Here is a 17,167-nt window from a genome sequence, read left to right as displayed (position 1 = left end):
CGTGCCCACCGGCTACTCGTTCGACAACCACGCACCAGAGGCCGACGCCCAACTCGCCACGCTGGAGGCATTCCTCGACCCGCTGACGGGCGCCCGCCTCCGCCCGCTCATGCGCGCCGGTGCGACCTGCTGGGAGGTCGGCGCCGGCGGCGGCTCGGTCGCCCGGCTGATGGCCAGCGCCGTCGGACCCGAGGGCCAGGTGGTCGCCTCCGACATCGACCCGTCCCACATAACCTCCGGTGGCAACCTCACCGTGGTGCGCCACGACGCCCGCACCGAGCCGGCCCCGGCGGGCGGCCCGTACGACCTGATCCACGCCCGCCTGCTCCTGCTCCACCTGCCGGAACGCCGCAAGGTGCTGACCGAGCTGGTCAACGCGCTGGCTCCCGGCGGCTGGCTGGTGGTCGAGGAGTTCGACTGCACGGCGCCGCTGCGCGTGCTGACCGCGCCGACCGATGACGCGGCCAAGCTCTTCGGGCAGGTCATGGAGGCGATCCTGGGTTGCCTGCGCGACCGCGGCGCCGACCTGGCGTGGGCCCAGGACGTGCACACCGAGATGGCGCTGGCCGGCCTCACCGACATCGACACCATCACCCACTCACAGAGCTGGACCGGCGGCTCGTCCGGCGCCGCCCTGCACGACCTCAACTCCCGCACCCTGGAGCCGCGGCTGCTGGCGTCGGGGATCTCGCTGGACCAGCTGCGCGCGTTCCGGCAGCTGTCGCGGGACCCGGCGTTCGCGTCGCTCTCCTACCAGTTCGTCTCCACCCGCGGCCGTAAGTCCCTCTAGCTCTTGTCGTTCGCGGCGCGCGGGCTGCCACCCTCCGGCCCCCGCGCCGCGCCCCAATCAAGACCGGCTTCTTGCGCGGATTTGTCCGCGTCCGCGTCAGCGGCGGGCCGTGTGCGCGGGGTCCCCGGGGAAACGTGGAGCGCGGCGGAGCGTTTTCTTGGGGTGCTTTCCCGCGGGCACCGTTCCCGGCCGGCGGCTCGCAGCGCTCGCCGAAACTCCCGGCCGTCCACTGCCAGGTCCGCGGGACAAGCCCCCGCAGGAGTCTTCGCGACCGTACCTCCGCCACCGTGACGCGCCGTGACCAGTCCGGGATCGGGCCTTCGAGATCTAGGACGTTTAGGGTTGATATAGCGCCCTAACTGTCCTAGATCTCGAATCTTGCGCCGCTCACACCGTCGCAGCGGTTACTCGCGGCGACGAAACCCCCGTGGCTTTCCAGGATCGCCCTCTTCCTCCCGGCCGGCTGCGCGCAGAGCGCGACCAAAAGCGGACGGTGAGGCCGCGGGAAATGCACCCCAAGAAAACGCTCCGCGGCGCTCCACGTTTCCCCGGGGGCCCCGTGCAGGGGTCCGGACCACGACGGACGTCGCGGTAGCTCAAATCTCTGTCCAGATAAGGGATTCAGGGATCGAAGGGTGATCGGCGGCCAGCTTGTGGATCGTGGTCATCTGGACCCCTCCAGGGGCGTTGAGTCCTCGGCGCCGATCAAGGGCCAGTCGGACGGTGACACACAGGCACTGGAAATACCGGCCAACGATCCCGGGAGAGTTAGGGCGCCATATCAACCCAAAGTCGCCTAGATCTCAAGCCTCGCCGTCGCATTCGCTTATGCGGCGTTGCCGCCCTGCGGTCGCCGAGGGCTTGGACCGCGGACCTGGCGGCGGAGCGGGGGAGCTCGGCTCGCTCCGCGGGCCGCCGACCTCCGCGGAGGGTCGGTGTGGAGGCCCGGCGACGGGTCCACGGGCAGCTAGGGCATCGAGTCGCGCCGATGCGTCCGATCTGTCTTGGTACCGGAAAGCCAGGTAGGAATCGCTTTCTTGCGGAGCTTCTTGTGCATGGGAGCCCTCCCATGCAAGACTCGCTCTACGCATTCGGGGGAGCCGATGCGAGTGAGCTTCGCCAGGGCACGCGGGCCGGTCTCCAGCCGTTCCGCACGGCGGACCACTTCCCCCAGCCTTCAGGCTGGGCGGGATCTCACCATCTCCAGCTTGCCTTCCGGGCCGGCGAGCTAACCCTAAGGCGTGCCTGCGGCGCGCGCGTCCGCGACGCCCGCGGCCCGCCGGGCCAGAGCTATCCGCTCTGGTTGCCGCGCGACGATGTAGGAGTAACAGGAATGAGACTCGTCTCGAGTCGTACCCGGAAACAGCGCCTCGCCATTGGCGCGGTCGCTGTGCTTGGCTTGGGCGGCCTCTCGGTGATCCAGGCTTTGCCAGCCAGCGCCGCCGCGGGTTGCAGCGTGACCTACAGGGTCACAAACCAGTGGACCCCAGGGTTCCAGGGCGACATCGCCGTACGCAACGTCGGCGACGCCTGGACCTCGTGGAGCCTGACGTTTTCGTTCGCCAACGGCCAGACCGTGCAGCAGGGCTGGGGCGGCCGCTTCTCGCAGAGCGGCAGCAATGTGACCGTGGCCAACGAGGGGTGGAACGGCAACGTCGCCAACGGCGGCTCGCTCAGCCTCGGCTTCATCGGCAACTGGAACGGCACCAACTCGGCGCCGACCTCGTTCTCGGTCAACGGCACCGTCTGCACCGGCTCGCCGGTGACGACCAACCCGACGACCGGTAACCCGACGGGCAACCCGACCACGAACCCGACGACCACCCCGCCGACCACGAACCCCACGACGGGTCCGCCCGGGACGCGTGTCGACAACCCGTACGTTGGCCGTGGCTACGTCAACCCGGAGTGGAAGGCCAAGGCGGAGAGCGTCTCCGGCGGTAGCCGGGTCTCCAACAACCCGACCGCGGTGTGGATCGACCGCATCGCCGCGATCGAGGGCACCAGCGGCAGCAGCTCGAACGGCCCGATGGGCGTCGAGGACCACCTGCTCGCAGCGGTCCAGCAGGGCGCGAACTACATCCAGTTCGTGATCTACAACCTGCCCGGCCGCGACTGTGCCGCGCTGGCGTCCAACGGTGAGCTCGGCCCGACCGAGATCGACCGGTACAAGACGGCGTACATCGACCCGATCGCCGCGTACCAGAACGACGCGCGGTTCCGCAGCCTGCGGATCATCAACATCATCGAGATCGACTCGCTGCCGAACCTGATCACGAACGTGTCCGGCCGGCCGACCGAGACCGCGATGTGCAACACGATGAAGTCCAACGGCAACTACGTGAACGGTGTCGGATACGCGCTGGCCAAGCTTGGCGCGATCCCGAACGTGTACAACTACATCGACGCCGCGCACCACGGCTGGATCGGCTGGGACGACAACTTCGGCCCGACCGCCGAGCTGCTCGCCACCGCCGCCCGCGCCCAGGGCAGCAACATCGCCAACGTGACCGGCTTCATCGTCAACACGGCCAACTACTCGGCCCTGTCGGAGCCGTACATCACGGTTACCGAGCAGAACCGCCAGTCCAAGTGGATCGACTGGAACCGGTACAACGACGAGCTGAGCTTCGCCCAGGCGTTCCGCACGCGGCTTGTCCAGGCCGGCTTCTCGTCCAACATCGGCATGATCATCGACACGTCCCGCAACGGCTGGGGCGGCTCGGCCCGCCCGACCGGCCCGCGTACCACGGGCACGCTCGACGAGCAGATCAACGGTTCGAAGATCGACCGCCGTATCCACAAGGGCAACTGGTGCAACCAGAGCGGCGCCGGCCTCGGCGAGCGTCCGCGGGCCAACCCCGGCCCGGCTGGCATCGACGCCTACGTGTGGGTCAAGCCTCCGGGTGAGTCGGACGGTTCGAGCACCCTGATCCCGAACAACGAGGGCAAGGGCTTCGACCAGATGTGCGACCCGAACTACGCCGGCAACGCCCGTAACGGCAACAGCATGAGCGGCGCGCTCTCCGGCGCTCCGATCTCCGGTGCCTGGTTCGCCGCTCAGTTCTCGCAGCTGATGCAGAACGCCTACCCGCCCCTGTAAGGCGACAGTGAGTACAAGGTAAGGAAGACATGAAGAGGCTGCGGGGTCCGGGCGAAACGCCCGGGCCCCGTGGTCATTCCCGATTGCCGGACGGCGCGCGCAAGATCGGCGTAGCCTCGCAGGTGTCGGGAGATCTGACCCTGGGCGTGTTGACGCCCTTCCTCGGCGGCTGGTATTTCGGCGGGCTGCTGCGTGGCATCGCGCGCTCCGCCGCGGTCGAGGGCGCGAGCGTCGTCGCCGTGCAGACGCTTGACGCCGGCACCGACCAGACCGAGGTGGAGCCCTCCGACCTCTCCTATCCGGTGGCGTGGCGGCGCGTCTCCGGGTTCATCGTGATCATCAACGCGGTGCACCCGGGCTACCTCGCGGCCGTCCAGGAGGCCGGCAAGCCGGTCGTGATCGTGAGCCACGAAGTGCCGGAGCTGGACTGCCCGGTGGTGGTGCCGGACAACGGCAGCGGCATCCGCGAAGCGGTGGCCCATCTCGTCGCGCACGGCCACGAGCGGATCGCGTTCGCCGGCTACCTCGGCGCGAAGGACATCCGCCAGCGGTACGAGGCGTACCGCGAGGCGCTCCGCACGCATGGCATCGAGCCCGACCCGGGGCTGCTCTTCCCGATCGAGGACAACCAGATGTCCAGCGGCGAGGAGGCCGCCCGCGTGGTGATCGGCGCCGGCATGCCCGCCACCGCGGTCATCACCGGCACCGACGCGAACGCGATCGGCCTCATGCAGGGCCTGATCGCCGCCGGCTACCGGGTGCCGGAAGACCTGGCCGTGGTCGGCTTCGACGACGTGCGTGGCGCGCAGTACAGCCTGCCCCGCCTCACCACCGTCAACCACCCGGTCGACACCATCGGGCGGACCGCGGCCGACCTGCTGGTGCGCCGCATCCGCGGTGAGGCGGTGCCGCGCGGCCGGCAGTACGTGAGCACCTCGCTCGTCGTCCGCGAGTCGTGCGGCTGCCGGCGCCACGACACCGGCGAGGCGCCCACTCTGCCGCCGCTGGCCCGGATGGAGGCCGAGGGGCGGGCGCACTTCCGCGAGCGCACCCACCTACAGGGCATCCTCAGCAAGCAGTACGTGGTGAGCATGGACCTGCTCCGCGCGCACGAGGAGGACCCGCGCCGGCTGAGCTGGCTCGGCCGCACCAGCGCGCGGGCCGGCAGCCTCGGGCTCTGGACCGACCCCTCCCGCACCGACCCGCCGCTCGACCTGGTCGGCGTGTACACGCGCGACAAGCCGAGCACCGCCCAGCCGCTGGTGATCCCGGTGAGCGAGTTCCCGCCGCCCGACCTGCTCGACGTGGCGCGGCAGGACGGCGACGCGGTCACGTTCGTGGTCCCGGTCAAGGTCGACGGCAGCGACTGGGGGCTGCTCGCGGTCGTCGACGCGGTCGAGACCCGCACCGGCACCGGGCGCGAGCCGATCAATCACTGGGCCGCGCTGCTCACCGTCGCCCTCGACTACCAGCAGGTGCTTGCCACACTCCGCGAGCAGGAGGAGCGGCTGCGGGTGGCCGCCCAGTACGACCACCTCACCCACCTGCCCAACCGCACCCTCTTCCTGGAACGCCTCCGCGAAGCGATGCGCGACGGCGAGGAGTGCGCCGTCCTCTTCGTCGACCTCGACGGCTTCAAGGTGGTCAACGACAGCCTCGGGCACGCGGCCGGCGACGCGCTGCTGATCCAGGTGGCCAACCGGATCTCGCACAGCCTGCGCGAGCGGGACACCGCGGCCCGGTTCGGCGGCGACGAGTTCTTGATCCTGCTCGACGGCGTCGCCGACCCGTACACGCCGACGCAGGTCGCCGAGCGCCTGCACGCCGCGCTGGCGCCCCCGTTCCGCCTGCAAGGGCAGGAAGTCGTGGTGACCGCCTCGATCGGCATCACGCTGGGCGGCCCGAGGTACGCGGACCCCGAAGACCTCGTGCGCGACGCGGACATCGCGATGTACTGGTCCAAGTCGCAGCGCAAGGGCTCGCACGCGCTTTTCGACGTGGCCATGCACGCCAAGGCCGTCGTGCGCCTCCAGATCGAGACCGAGCTGCGCCGGGCCATCGAGCGGGGCGAGCTGGAGGTGCACTACCAGCCGATCGCGCAGCTCGTCGGCGGCCGCACCCGCGCGTTCGAGGCGCTGATCCGCTGGCGGCACCCCACCCGCGGCCTGGTGCTGCCCGAATACTTCCTCGCGGTGGCCGAGGAGACCGGACTCGTCATCCCGATCGGCCGCTGGGTGATCGCCGAGTCGTGCCGGCAGCTGGCCGCCTGGCAGCGCACCCCCGGGCGCGAAGACCTGCGGATCAGCGTCAACGTCTCCAACCGCCAGTTCTGGCAGGGCGGCCTTGTCGACGACGTGGCGGAGGCGCTGCGCGTGTCCCGCCTGCACCCCCGCTGCCTGGCGTTCGAGATCACCGAAGGCGTGATCATGAACAACGTCGGGCTGGCCCGCAAGATGCTCGAAGACCTGCACAACCTGGGCTGCGAGCTACACATCGACGACTTCGGCACCGGCTACTCGTCGCTGGAGGCGTTGCACCGCCTACCGATCGACGCCCTGAAGATCGACCGCTCCTTCGTGGCCCGGCTCGGCGTCGACGCCAAGAGCAGCGCGCTCGTGCACACGATCGTGCTGATGGGCAGCAACCTCGGCCTCCAACTCATCGCCGAGAGCGTGGAGACCGAGGAGCAGCGCGACCACTTGCTGCGGCTCGGCTGCGCCTACGGCCAAGGCCACCTCTTCTCCGAGCCGGTGCCCGCCGAGGATGCCGAGCGCCTCATCTCGTGACCCCTCCCCAAATCTTCAGAGATTTGAGCTACCGCGACGCCCGTCGTGGTCCAGACCGCTGCTCCCGCAGCCTCACCCTTCGCGGTTGGTCACGGTCACCCCTTCCCGGGAGGGGATTCGCCGACAATGTCTGTTGCCGGGTCGGCGGCGACGTGAGGACCCGGGCAACCCAAGCTTGAGACACACCACAACAGCGTCACCCTGAACCCGAAAGGTCTCTAGACCGCTCCCACGCACGACGCCCTCCCCTTGCTGGCGGCGGGCCGATGGGGGTGGCCACTCCAGGGAAGCAGAGCAAATGCATCCCACGCGCACCTACCCAGCCGGGGCCCGTAGGGCCCGGCGCAGCCGCCGGGCTGGGCGTGACCAGCGGCGGATGGGAGAGGCCGCGGGAGCAGCGGTCTGGACCACGACGGGCATCGCGGTAGCTCATTTTCGAAATTGGATTTCGAAAGCGGACAGAGAGCGCGGGCAAATCCAAGGTCAAGGAGTCGAGCGGGTGGCGCCTGTGGTCGTGAGGATCACCGAGGCGACGAGGTCCGGGTTGTCGCTCATCGGCACGTGGCCGCAGCCGGGCAGGTCGACGTGGCGGGCCTCGGGCAGTGCCGCCTTCGCGCGGGCGGCCTGTCGGTAGGGCAGGATCTTGTCGCGCGTGCCCCAGGCGATGGTCACCGGCACGGGCGGAGCGCCCTGGTAGGCGTATGCCCGGCCGGCCCTGGCCACCGCGCGGAAGGCGTGGCCGTCGCGGAGCGCCAGCGCGTCGGAGAGGGCCACCTCGGGCGTGATGCGGCCGGGGCGGGCGCAGATCATGCCGAAGCAGAGCGCGCGGAAGGCGCCGTACCGGAACGCGGTGCGCATGAACGGCTCGGGCAGCCGGGTGCCCCACCGGTGGGCGGTCAGCGTGCCGATCGCCCAGCGCAGTTCGCGGCGGTTCCAGAAGCCGGCGGGGGAGAGCGCGGTCACCGACGAGACAAGGCCGGCGTTGGCCAGCTCGAGCGCTATCGCGCCGCCGAGGCTGTTGCCGGCCACGTGCGGCCGGTCGAGGCCGAGGTCGGTCAGGAAGGTCGCGACGCCGTCGACGGCCTTGGCCATGTCGCGCGGCGGGCCCTCGGCCGGCATCGGGGATCCGCCGAAGCCGGGCAGGTCGACCGCGATCACGTCGTGTGCCTCGGCGAGCCGGTCGAGTACCGGCAGCCAGGCTTGCCAGTGGTGGCCGATGCCGTGCAGCAGCACGAGCGGCTCACCGGCGCCGCGCCGTTCGTACACGATCATCGGCCACCGCCGTGCCGGCCGAAGGCGCGTCCCAGCGCGCGGACCTGCTCCTCCATCCGGGGCACGCCGGTGCGGGCGCTGTGCCCGACGATCGCGTCGCTGAGCGGGCTGAGCATCACCGAGCGGATCGCCTGCACCGCGCCGATCGCGCGCGGCACGTACACCTTGCGCCGGCGCCGCTCGATCGCGTCGACGAACGCCCGCGCGCACGTCTCCACGGAGGTGAGCGTGCCGAGCGGCCACGGCAGCTTGTGCAGCGTCTCGCGAAACTCGGGCATGTCCTCCTGCACGTCGCGGACCATGTCGGTGTCGACGAACGACATGTGCGCCGTGCCGACCCGGACGCCGCGGTGCCGCAGCTCCAGCCGGATCGCGTTGCCGAACTGCTCCACGCCCGCCTTCGACGCGCAGTACGCCGCCATGCCGGGCAGCGCGGTGAACGCGGCGGCCGACGAGACGAGCAGGCAGTACCCGTGGCTGGCGATGAGGTGGTCGACCGTCGCCGCGACCGTGCGCATCACGCCGACGAGATTGACCTGCACGGTGTGTGTCATCGCCTCGATGTCGCCGGCCGCGATCGTGCCGCGCGGGAAGATGCCGGCGTTGGCCACGACCGCGTCGATGCGCCCGTACCGCTCGACCGTCCCGGCGGCCGCGCGGTTGAGCGACGACTGGTCGGTCACGTCGGCCTCGAACCAGGCGCCGCCGGTCTCGGCCGCGACGGCGGCGAGGCGCTCGGGCTCCAGTCCGGCGAGCACTACCGTCGCGCCGCGGGCCGCCGCCAGCCGTGCGGTGTGCGCGCCGATGCCCCGGGCGGCGCCGGTGATGAACACGACCTTGCCGTCAAGCATTGGCCACCACCTCGTAGTCGGCGGGATCGAAGCGCCTGGTGCGCAGCCGGTACGACCAGGTGTAGCCCGGCCAGATCGCGGCGACGCGGCCGGTGGCGTCCTGGTACCAGCTCTTGCAGCCGGTCTGCCACACCGTGCCGACCATCTTCTTGTCCACAGTGGAGATGAACCCGCGCTGTGCGGCCGGCGTCGGCTCGATCGCGGCGGCGCCGGTGCGGTCGAGGTGGCGCAGGGCGTCCAGCACGTACGCGAGCTGGCACTCCATCATGAAGACCACCGACGTGTGCCCGGTGCCGGTGCCCGGGCCGAGCAGCAGGAAGAGGTTGGGAAAGCCGGCGACGGTCGTGCCCAGGTATGCCTTCGGCGAGCCCTGCCACACCTCGGCGAGCGTGCGCCCGTCGCGGCCGCGGATCTTCTGGGCGATCGGGTTGTCGGTGACGTGAAACCCGGTGCCGAAGATGATCGTGTCGACCTCGCGCACGGTGCCGTCGGCGGCGACCACCGCGTCGGGGCGCACCTCGGTGACGGCGTCGGTGACGACCTCCACATTGGACCGGGTCAGCGCGGGGTAGTAGTCGTTGGAGAGCAGGACCCGCTTGCAGCCCATCCGGTATCGCGGGGTGAGCTTGGCGCGCAGCTCCGGGTCGGGCACCTGCTTGCGCAGGTGGGCCCGGGCCATCCGCTGGCCGAGCCGCATCATGACCGGCTGGAGAAACGCGGTGCCCTGCCAGAACTCCCGGAGCCAGTAGATGCCCGCGCGGGCCAGCCGCTGGGTACCCGGCACCGCCCGGAACACGCGCCGCTCCAGCCGGCTGATCGGCCGGTCGGTCTTCGGCATCACCCACGGCGCGGTGCGCTGGAAGACGTGCAGCCGCTCCACGTCCGGCGCGATCGCCGGCACGAACTGGATCGCGGACGCGCCGGTGCCCACCACCGCCACGCGGCGGCCGGTGAGGTCGAGGTCGTGGTTCCACTGAGCCGAGTGGAAGACCTCGCCGGTGAACGTCTCCAGCCCGGGCAGCTTCGGCTGCGCCGGCTCACAGAGCGCGCCCGTGGCGGAGATGAGGATGTCCGCGCTGTACGTGCCCGTGGACGTCTCGACCATCCACCGGCCGCCGTCCCAGGCCGCGGTGTGCACCTCGGTCGCCAGGCGCAGGTGCCGGTCCAGGCCGTACACGGCGACGCGGCGGCGCAGGTAGTCCCAGATCTCCGGCTGCGGGGAGAAGCTGCGGCTCCACTCCGGATTGAGATCGAAAGAGTACGAGTAGAGGTGCGAGGGAACGTCGCAGGCGCAGCCGGGGTAGGTGTTGTCGCGCCAGGTGCCGCCCACCTCGGTGCCCCGGTCGAGCACCACGAAGTCGTCATATCCCCGCTGCTTGAGCCGGATCGCGGCGCCGAGGCCGCTGAAACCCGCCCCGATCACCGCGATCCGATGGTGCTGTGGACCCGCCATTCTCGGAAGTTACCATCGGGTAACGCCCCGGGGAAGGGCGGCTTTCGATCAGGCCGGCGCGGCGTTCTGCCAGAGCCCGACGACGTTGCCCTCGGTGTCGCTGAAGTAGCCGACGAACCCCATGTCGCCGACCGCCATCGTGCCGGCCACCACCTTGCCGCCGTGCCTTTCCACCGTCGCCAGCGCTTCGTCGACACTGTCCACGCCGATCGTGAGCGTCGGCGCGGAGACGGGGGACTGGCGCGGGGTGAGCCCGCCGTTGATGGCGCCCGGCTCGATGGGCATGCCCTGCTCGTCGCTCGGTGTGGTGACCACCATCGTGTACGACATCTCCGGCACGGGGGTGAGCTGCCAGCCGAAGGCGTCCCGGTAGAAGGTCTGCGCCCGCTCCATGTCGTCGGCGGGCATTTCGAAGTGAACGATCTTTCCGCTCATGGTGCGTACCTCCCTCGTGGCCGACTCTAAGCCCGTGCGGTGCTAACGCGTTGAGGAATGAGCTCACTGGCACCGGTCGGTCGACGATCCGCACGTCGCCGAGCCAGCCGTAGAAGCCCTGCTCGATGATGCGGTCGTAGTGGTACGCCGGCGGGGTGGGCGCGACCAGCAGCGGACGGGTGAGGCCGCGGGAGCAGCGGTCTGGACCACGACGGGCATCGCGGTAGCTCGGATCTCTGTCCTTCGAACGGGGTTTCGTGGCCGTGGCGGTCGAAGCGGTTGTCGCCGGAGGTTTCTAGAAGACGCCTGCGGCGGCGCGGGCGGCTACGCCGGCGCCGACCATCATGACCAGCGTGGCGGTGCCGGCCGGAGCCAGCTTCGAGAAGCGCTGGGCGAGCGCGGGGAGCTTGGGCAGGCGGCCGAGGCGGCGTTGGGCGGCGACCAGCGCCAGGCCCACCGCGGTGAGGGTCGCGGCCATGCCGACGCCGTACGCCAGCACGAGCACCACGCCGAACGCCGTGCGCCCCAGCCCGATCGCGGCCAGCAGGACCACGATCGCGGACGGGCTGGGCACCAGGCCCCCGGCGATGCCGATGCCGGCGAGACCGAGCCGCCCTGAGCCGCCGTGGTGATGGTGGTGGTGATGCCCGTCCCCATGGTCGTGATCGTGCGAGTGCGTGTGGCCGTGGTGGTGATGGTGATGGTGTGCGCCCTTGCGGCGGCGGACGAACATGCCGATCCCCACCGCGACCACGATGGCCCCGCTCACGATGCCGAGGTAGCCGAGCAGGCGGTCCCCGGCGAGCGTGCTGGACGTGGCCAGCAGCAGGCCGACCACCAGCACGCCGCCGGTGTGGGTGAGCGTCACGGTTGCGCCGACCGCGAGCGCGTCGCGGATCCGGCGGCGCTGGGCCGCGGCGTAGGCGGCCAGCACTGTCTTGCCGTGCCCGGGCAGTGCCGCGTGCCCGGCGCCGAGCAGCAGTGCCAGCAGCACGGCGAGCAGCCCGACGGTCGGGGTGAGGCGGCCGCCGGCCAGCTCCTGGAAGCGCCGCTCCACGCCCGCGGTGACGCCGGCGAGCAGGCCGTCGTCCGGGCGGCTCAGTGCGGCGCCCGCCGTGCCGTCGCCGGGGGTGACCCGCAGGGTGGCCGAGCGTACGTCCGGCGCGGACGACAGCGGGTCGGCGGGATAGGTGCGTAGCTCGTCGCTGATGCTCTCGGCCGGCAGTGACGACTCGACCCGCACGCCCTCGCCGCGGGCGGTCATCTCGCGCCAGCCGATCCGGTCCGGCGCGTACCGGTTTTCCACCGTCACCGTCGCGGTCTCCAAGCGGACCGCGGCCGACAGCTCACACGTGAGGCGGCTCGTCCTGAGGCCCCCGCTGCCCTCGACGTAGGCGAAGTCGCTCGACTTGAGAGTCCACTGTAGAGCTTCGCCGTCGACGGCCGCGGAGAGTGCGAGGTCCGCGCAGGTGGGTTCCGCCGTGGCCTGGAGCGTCGGGATCTCGGCGAAGTCGACGACCGCCGTCGCGTCGATCCGGTCAGGGTGCATGGTCAGGCCGGTGTACTGGTTGACGGAGAAGTTGCCGAGCGGGTGCGCACTCGCCGGCGCGGCCGGCAGCAGCAGGAAAGCGAGCGGTGCGGCGGCGAGCGCGAGCAGCCAGCGGCGTTTCATCGGGTGACCTCCGGTCCCGCGAGCAGGGTGCGCGCCAGCGGCGCGTCGGTGGGCGAGAAGTGGGGGTTGAGGCGCAGCGCCGCGGCCAGGTCGGCCTTTGCCGGGCCGGTGCGGCCCAGACCCAGCTCGATCACACCCAGGTGGTACATGTACGTGGCCGACTTCGCTCCACTCTGGACCGCCGCGCGGGCGTACCGCAGGGCTTCGGCGTCCCGCCCGGCGTGGTGCAGCGCCCAGGCGAGGTTGTCCGCGACGTCGGCGTGGCTGCGGCGCGACCACTCGCCCCGCGCCTCCTTCAGCGCGGTGGCGGGGTCGCCGGCGGCCAGGGCGAGCGCGGTGCCGGTCAGCCCGTCGACGCCACCCGCGGCGGTGAAGAGGCGGTGGCCCGCGACGGCCAGATCGAGCTGGGCGTCCGCCTCGGCGGCCCGGCCGGCGGCGCGGAGCAGGTCGGCGTACTCGAGCACATAGGACGGTGTTGGCGCGCGGTGGGTGATGTCGGCGTACCCGGCGAGGGCCGCCTCCCGCCGCCCGGCGGCCCAGTCGGCGCGTGCCTTGCCGCGCCGCAGCGTCACGGATGTGGGGTCGGCGGCGAGGCCGGCGTCGTACTGGCGGGTCGCCTCGTGGAGGTCGCCGGCGTGCCAGGCGAGGTCGCCGAGCTGCACCCGGCAGAAGCCGATGTCGGAGGGGCTGAACGCCGCGTCGAGTGCCCGCCGCATCAGGTCGGTGGCCTCGGCGACTTTGCCGCGCAGCTCAAGGTCGTAGGAGGCGCGGGCGTACGCGGACAGGCCCGGCCGCAGGTCGAGCTGGCGCTGTACCGCGGCGGTCGCGGCGGCCACGTTGCCCAGCTGGGTCTCCGCGTCGGCGAGCACCGCGTAGGCGTCCGCGTCGTGTTCGTTGATCTTCGTGGCGTCGAGGGCGAAGCGCCGGGCGGCGGCGAACTCGTGGCGGGCGTTGGCCAGCGCGCCCTGCGCGACGAGCGCCTCGCCGTTGCCGGTGGCGCGTACGGCCAGCGACCGGCGGACCGCCTCGTCCGCGCGCGGGTAGTTGGTGGGGTCGCCGGTGGTGCGGCCGCGCTCGACGTACGCGACCGCGAGCGCCGCCCAGCCGCGCCAGTCGCCCGGGACGAGCCGGACGCGTTCCTGCGCGCGGACAATCGGGTCGGCAGGTGCGGCGGCCGCGGCCGGCGCGGTCGCCGGGGTGTTTCCGGTGGGGCCGAACACGGCCGCCGCACCGGTCACCGCGACGGCGAGCGCCGCCGCGCCGCCGATGAGGACTGTCCGTCGCATGTGGAGCCTCCAGGGAGAGCGGGCGCGCCGCGCTGGGGCGGCGCGTCCGGAACGAGGGTCAGAACCGCTGGGTGCGCTGGTCCGCGAGGCGGACCCGGCGGCGCCACAGCCAGGCGAGGACCAGCAGGCCGAGGCCCGCGCTCGCCGCGACCCCGACGGCCGCCGCCGCGATGGTGGCGGGCATGTCGTCGTCGGCCTTGCTGGCGAACCCGGCCGGAGTCAGGGCCGGACCGTCCGAAGAGGACCCGTCGGCGGCAGCCGGCTTCACGCCGTCGCCACCGGTGTTGACGCCGACGCCGTTGGGCAGCGCGAGGTACGGGAACGTGTCGCTGAACTGCTGGTCGTTGGCGTCGACCTTGTCGCCGGCGGCCAGCGCGTCCACGATCTTGCCGGTCTGCGCCGCGCCCTCGAGCGCCTGGATCTCGATGTCCAGCACGTCGTCGGTTAGCCGCCGCCCGTTCGGGAAGCCCTGGAGGTCGCCGGCGAGCACGCCGAGCCGGTTGGGCTCCGCGGTGACGGGCACGGTCAGGTTGAGCCGCAGCTGCTCGGACGGCACGAACCGCTTCGGATTCACGTCCTTGTTGTTGAGCTGCGAGTTGAGGTCCGCCTTGATCGGCCCACCGGCCTTGGTGGTGATACCGGTCAGGAAGATCTCGACAAGGTCGTTGCGGGGTGTCGCCGGCGCCGGGATGCCGTAGATCTTCTCGATCAGCATCGGCACCTCGGGGTTGGTCACCCGCTTGACGATGGTGGGGTTCTTGGCGTCCTGGTCGGGGCGGGAGGCGTTGAACGCGTCCTTGAGCCCGGCCGGCACGACAACCTCGTTGACCAGCGGGTTGCCGAGGCGGGAGACCTGCACGCGGTCACCCGACGAGCCGCCGCCGGCGAGCCGCACGCGCGGCCGGTCGGTGGTGGTCCACACGCCGATGTTGGGGTTGCGCTTCGCGTCGCCGTTGAGCGCCACGTCCTTGAACGGCACCTGGAGGACGATCGTGTTGACGTTGTAGCCGGCGACCGTGTCCTGGCCGGTCTCGCTCAGGTCGCCGCCGTACAGCAGGTCGAAGACCCGCAGGTCCAGGAAGAACGGGTCGTCCGCCTGGCCGGCGTAGATCTTCCAGCCGCCGGGCAGCTGGATCGAGGCCTGGTCGCGCAGCTTGGCGTAGTCCGGCATGGACGCCGGGCCGACCCGGGACGGCGCCACCGGCCCGCGGGTCACCCGGGTCTTGAACGGCTTGCCGCCGAACGAGGACTCCATCGTGTACGTCTGGCGGACCAGCAGGTTCTCGTCGTCCAGCGAGGTCACCGGGCCGTTGTTGTAGAGGAACGTCTTGGTGCCGCGGCGGTCCTCGGTCTTGAACTTCCAGCGGAAGACGGCGTCGGCCTTGGCGTCGCCGTCGCTGTCGACGTTGATGTTGTAGGTGGCGTCGGTCGCGAACGGGTAGAAGTTCGGCCCGCCGTTGGGCTCCTCGAACGGGATCCAGTTCGCCACGAAGGTGACGTAGTCGGGCCGGTCGGGGCTGACGAACGCGTACAGGTCGGTGTTGTCGACGGCCGGGTCGGCCGCGATCAGTGGCGCCTCACGGTGGCTGGAGGCCACGGCGCCGCTCGGCCCGAGGCCGTAGAGCCCCGCGCCGCCGAGCACGGCCATCGCCGCGAGTGCGGCGGCGCCGCGCCGCGTGGAGATTGAACTTTTTTCAACCTGGACGGCGCGGCGCTTACGCTCACGGCGGACCGAGAGGTGAGGTTGAAAAAGGTTCATTAGGGTGCTTATGGACATCGGGGTTCCTTCCGCCCGGTGCGAGGTGATGCCAGGCGTTCGGAACCCCGATGTGTGCCGGACGGGTCGCTGTCAGATAGCTCGCATTGAGCAATCCGCGGGCCCGCGGGATGCGAATAGCGTTGTCAAAGCCCGAGCAGGCGGTCCAGGAAGTCGCGGTGGCGGCGGACGACGGAACGCAGCTCCTCGGTGTCCTCACCGGACCAGCCGCTGAGCGACTCCTTCTGCCGGGACAGCTCGGCGGTGAGCGCACCGACGGCCTCCTCGACCAGCTGGTTCGCCTCGCGGGCGGCACCGGCCGGGTCATCGATGAAGCGGAGCTGCACCTCGCGCCACCGGTCGCGGTAGCCCTGGGCGGTCCCCTCGCCCCACAGCCCGGCGACCGGCTCCTCGACGGCGGGCGCCGCGCTGGGCGCCGCCGGGGTGTCCACGGCCGGCGCGATCTCCGGGAGGTCGGCCGCGCCGTCGACCGGCCGCTCCGCCGTGTCCTGGTAGGCCCGCTCCTCGGCCGCACGGTCCGCGTCGAGCGCGGTCGTGTCGCCGCGGAGGTCATCGCGGGTCGTGTCCGTGTCGCGGTCGTCGCGGCCGTCCCGAACAGCGTCGGGGTCGGTGCCGAAGTCGCGGTCATCGACGGCGCCCTCGGCGCCGGGGTCGGTGTCGCGGACCTCGCGGGACGGGCCCGCCTGCGCCGCCGCGGCGACCGCACCGCCGACGGTGGCCGCGCCGAACGCGGTCTCCTGCGGCGCCGGCTCGTCGAAGTGGGACGAACGGGTGTCGACGGCGGTCAGGTCGTCCGGGTCGTTTCGCTCGCCGGTGAGCACCGGGTCTTCGAACGTGCCGCGGTCGTCGATCGCGTCCTCGGGCACCCGGTCGGTGACGTCCTCGGCCGCGTCCCGCCGCGCGTCGTCCCGGTCGCGGTCGTCGACCACGCCGTTCCGGTCGTGCTCGTCGACGCCGTCCCGGTCGCGGTCCTCGTCGACAACGCCGTCCCGGTCGCGGTCCTCGTCGGTGGGCGGCGGCACGGGAACCGGATCGGAGGTGACCCGCTCGGGGGTCTGCTGGTTGGCCATCGTGTGTCCCTCTCTCACCGGTTGTTCTCGTAACCGTCGGCCGTCGGCGCGGCCTCCTCGGCGGGCCGGCGAGCGGTGGGCACGGCCTCGCGGCCGAGCAGCTCGGTGACCATCTCGCGGTAGTGCACGAGCGCCTCGCGCAGCTGCTCGGTGTCGCTCTCGCCGCGGTCGACGGCCTCGCGCACCGAGTGCGCCTGGCGGTAGTGGTCGAGCGAGCGCGAGTGCTCGACGGACAGGTATGCGGCTTGCTCCTCGAAGTCGCCCGCGGGGTAGCCGCGCTCGGTGGCCATGCGGCCCACGAGGTCCTCGGCGGCGCTCACGGCCTCGACCGGCGACTCGACGAAACGGATCTGGATTTCTTCCCACTCCGCGGCGTAGCGGGCGCGGGACTCGGGGCTGAGCGGCCTGCGGTCCAGTTCGGCGTGCCGGCGCTCGCGCTCGCGCAGCTCGCGCTCGGCGGCCGACCTGCCCTCGCGCTGTGCGACGAGGCGGTCGTACTCGGGGCCGAACCGGTGACGCAGCGACCACCGGCGGTACAACATCCAGCCGGCACCCGCGGCGGCCAGCACCGCGAGCACGACGATGAGGGTGACAACGATCTGCGTGGCTGACATGGGTGTGTAGTTCCCGCTCAACCATGATCAACAATCCCCGAGCCGGCAAAATCTCGGC

General features: G+C 71.5%; 12 protein-coding genes. 3 read left to right on the top strand and 9 right to left on the bottom strand.

All coding sequences use genetic code 11. The annotated features are described in order from the left end of the window. Position 1: 1 nt before the first annotated feature. The 3 genes from AC5L36_RS30790 (at position 2) to AC5L36_RS30780 (ending at position 6,679) form a co-directional block, all read left to right on the top strand. Positions 2–790 (top strand): class I SAM-dependent methyltransferase, encoded by a 789-nt coding sequence (locus AC5L36_RS30790; protein ID WP_441219895.1) that lies wholly within the window; start codon positions 2–4, stop codon positions 788–790. A gap of 1,333 nt (positions 791–2,123) precedes the next feature. Next, positions 2,124–3,893 carry a glycoside hydrolase family 6 protein gene (locus tag AC5L36_RS30785; RefSeq protein ID WP_441219894.1) on the top strand — a complete coding sequence of 590 codons (1,770 nt, stop codon included), beginning with the start codon at positions 2,124–2,126 and terminating at the stop codon, positions 3,891–3,893. A gap of 122 nt (positions 3,894–4,015) precedes the next feature. Beyond that, on the top strand, positions 4,016–6,679 hold the full coding sequence (locus AC5L36_RS30780) for an EAL domain-containing protein (RefSeq protein WP_441219893.1): 2,664 nt from the start codon (positions 4,016–4,018) through the stop codon (positions 6,677–6,679). Positions 6,680–7,162: 483 nt separating this feature from the next. Here the strand turns inward: AC5L36_RS30780 and AC5L36_RS30775 are convergent, their stop codons facing one another. From AC5L36_RS30775 to AC5L36_RS30735, 9 genes are all read right to left on the bottom strand, one after another. Beyond that, the gene (locus AC5L36_RS30775) at positions 7,163–7,951 is read right to left on the bottom strand and encodes an alpha/beta fold hydrolase (RefSeq protein WP_441219892.1); all 789 of its coding nucleotides are present in this window, start codon (positions 7,949–7,951) and stop codon (positions 7,163–7,165) included. Beyond that, a complete protein-coding gene (locus AC5L36_RS30770) occupies positions 7,948–8,802 on the bottom strand; it encodes an SDR family oxidoreductase (RefSeq protein ID WP_441219891.1) in 855 nt (284 codons plus the stop codon). The genes AC5L36_RS30775 and AC5L36_RS30770 overlap by 4 nt, the downstream gene beginning before the upstream one ends. Further along, positions 8,795–10,255: a flavin-containing monooxygenase gene (locus AC5L36_RS30765; RefSeq protein ID WP_441219890.1), complete on the bottom strand. Its 1,461-nt coding sequence runs from the start codon at positions 10,253–10,255 to the stop codon at positions 8,795–8,797. Before AC5L36_RS30765 ends, AC5L36_RS30770 begins: the two co-directional genes overlap by 8 nt. 48 nt (positions 10,256–10,303) lie before the next feature. Next, complete coding sequence (locus AC5L36_RS30760) at positions 10,304–10,690, bottom strand: VOC family protein (RefSeq protein ID WP_441219889.1); 387 nt, start codon at positions 10,688–10,690, stop codon at positions 10,304–10,306. 295 nt (positions 10,691–10,985) lie between these two features. After that, a complete protein-coding gene (locus AC5L36_RS30755; protein WP_441219888.1) occupies positions 10,986–12,362 on the bottom strand; it encodes a hypothetical protein in 1,377 nt (458 codons plus the stop codon). Continuing rightward, positions 12,359–13,648, bottom strand: a complete 1,290-nt coding sequence (locus tag AC5L36_RS30750) for a tetratricopeptide repeat protein (RefSeq protein ID WP_441219887.1) — start codon at positions 13,646–13,648, stop codon at positions 12,359–12,361. Before AC5L36_RS30750 ends, AC5L36_RS30755 begins: the two co-directional genes overlap by 4 nt. 58 nt (positions 13,649–13,706) lie before the next feature. Further along, entirely contained in the window at positions 13,707–15,296 is a 1,590-nt protein-coding gene (locus AC5L36_RS30745; protein WP_441219886.1) for a DUF4331 domain-containing protein, read from the bottom strand. Positions 15,297–15,550: 254 nt separating this feature from the next. After that, positions 15,551–16,513 carry a hypothetical protein gene (locus tag AC5L36_RS30740; RefSeq protein WP_441219885.1) on the bottom strand — a complete coding sequence of 321 codons (963 nt, stop codon included), beginning with the start codon at positions 16,511–16,513 and terminating at the stop codon, positions 15,551–15,553. Continuing rightward, positions 16,510–17,109, bottom strand: a complete 600-nt coding sequence (locus tag AC5L36_RS30735) for a hypothetical protein (protein ID WP_441219884.1) — start codon at positions 17,107–17,109, stop codon at positions 16,510–16,512. Before AC5L36_RS30735 ends, AC5L36_RS30740 begins: the two co-directional genes overlap by 4 nt. Positions 17,110–17,167: the final 58 nt, after the last annotated feature.

This window comes from Phytohabitans sp. LZ39 (genome assembly GCF_059359075.1).
Note: the sequence above shows the minus strand (reverse complement) of the source record. Positions and strands in the feature narration are given on the sequence as shown.

Bases quoted from the DNA above. Each gene is read 5' to 3' on its own strand.
- AC5L36_RS30785 (WP_441219894.1), top strand. From the start codon at position 2,124: ATGAGACTCGTCTCGAGTCGTACCCGGAAACAGCGCCTCGCCATTGGC.
- AC5L36_RS30775 (WP_441219892.1), bottom strand. From the start codon at position 7,951: ATGATCGTGTACGAACGGCGCGGCGCCGGTGAGCCGCTCGTGCTGCTG.
- AC5L36_RS30770 (WP_441219891.1), bottom strand. From the start codon at position 8,802: ATGCTTGACGGCAAGGTCGTGTTCATCACCGGCGCCGCCCGGGGCATC.
- AC5L36_RS30765 (WP_441219890.1), bottom strand. From the start codon at position 10,255: ATGGCGGGTCCACAGCACCATCGGATCGCGGTGATCGGGGCGGGTTTC.
- AC5L36_RS30760 (WP_441219889.1), bottom strand. From the start codon at position 10,690: ATGAGCGGAAAGATCGTTCACTTCGAAATGCCCGCCGACGACATGGAG.
- AC5L36_RS30755 (WP_441219888.1), bottom strand. From the start codon at position 12,362: ATGAAACGCCGCTGGCTGCTCGCGCTCGCCGCCGCACCGCTCGCTTTC.
- AC5L36_RS30750 (WP_441219887.1), bottom strand. From the start codon at position 13,648: ATGCGACGGACAGTCCTCATCGGCGGCGCGGCGGCGCTCGCCGTCGCG.
- AC5L36_RS30745 (WP_441219886.1), bottom strand. From the start codon at position 15,296: ATGGCCGTGCTCGGCGGCGCGGGGCTCTACGGCCTCGGGCCGAGCGGC.
- AC5L36_RS30735 (WP_441219884.1), bottom strand. From the start codon at position 17,109: ATGTCAGCCACGCAGATCGTTGTCACCCTCATCGTCGTGCTCGCGGTG.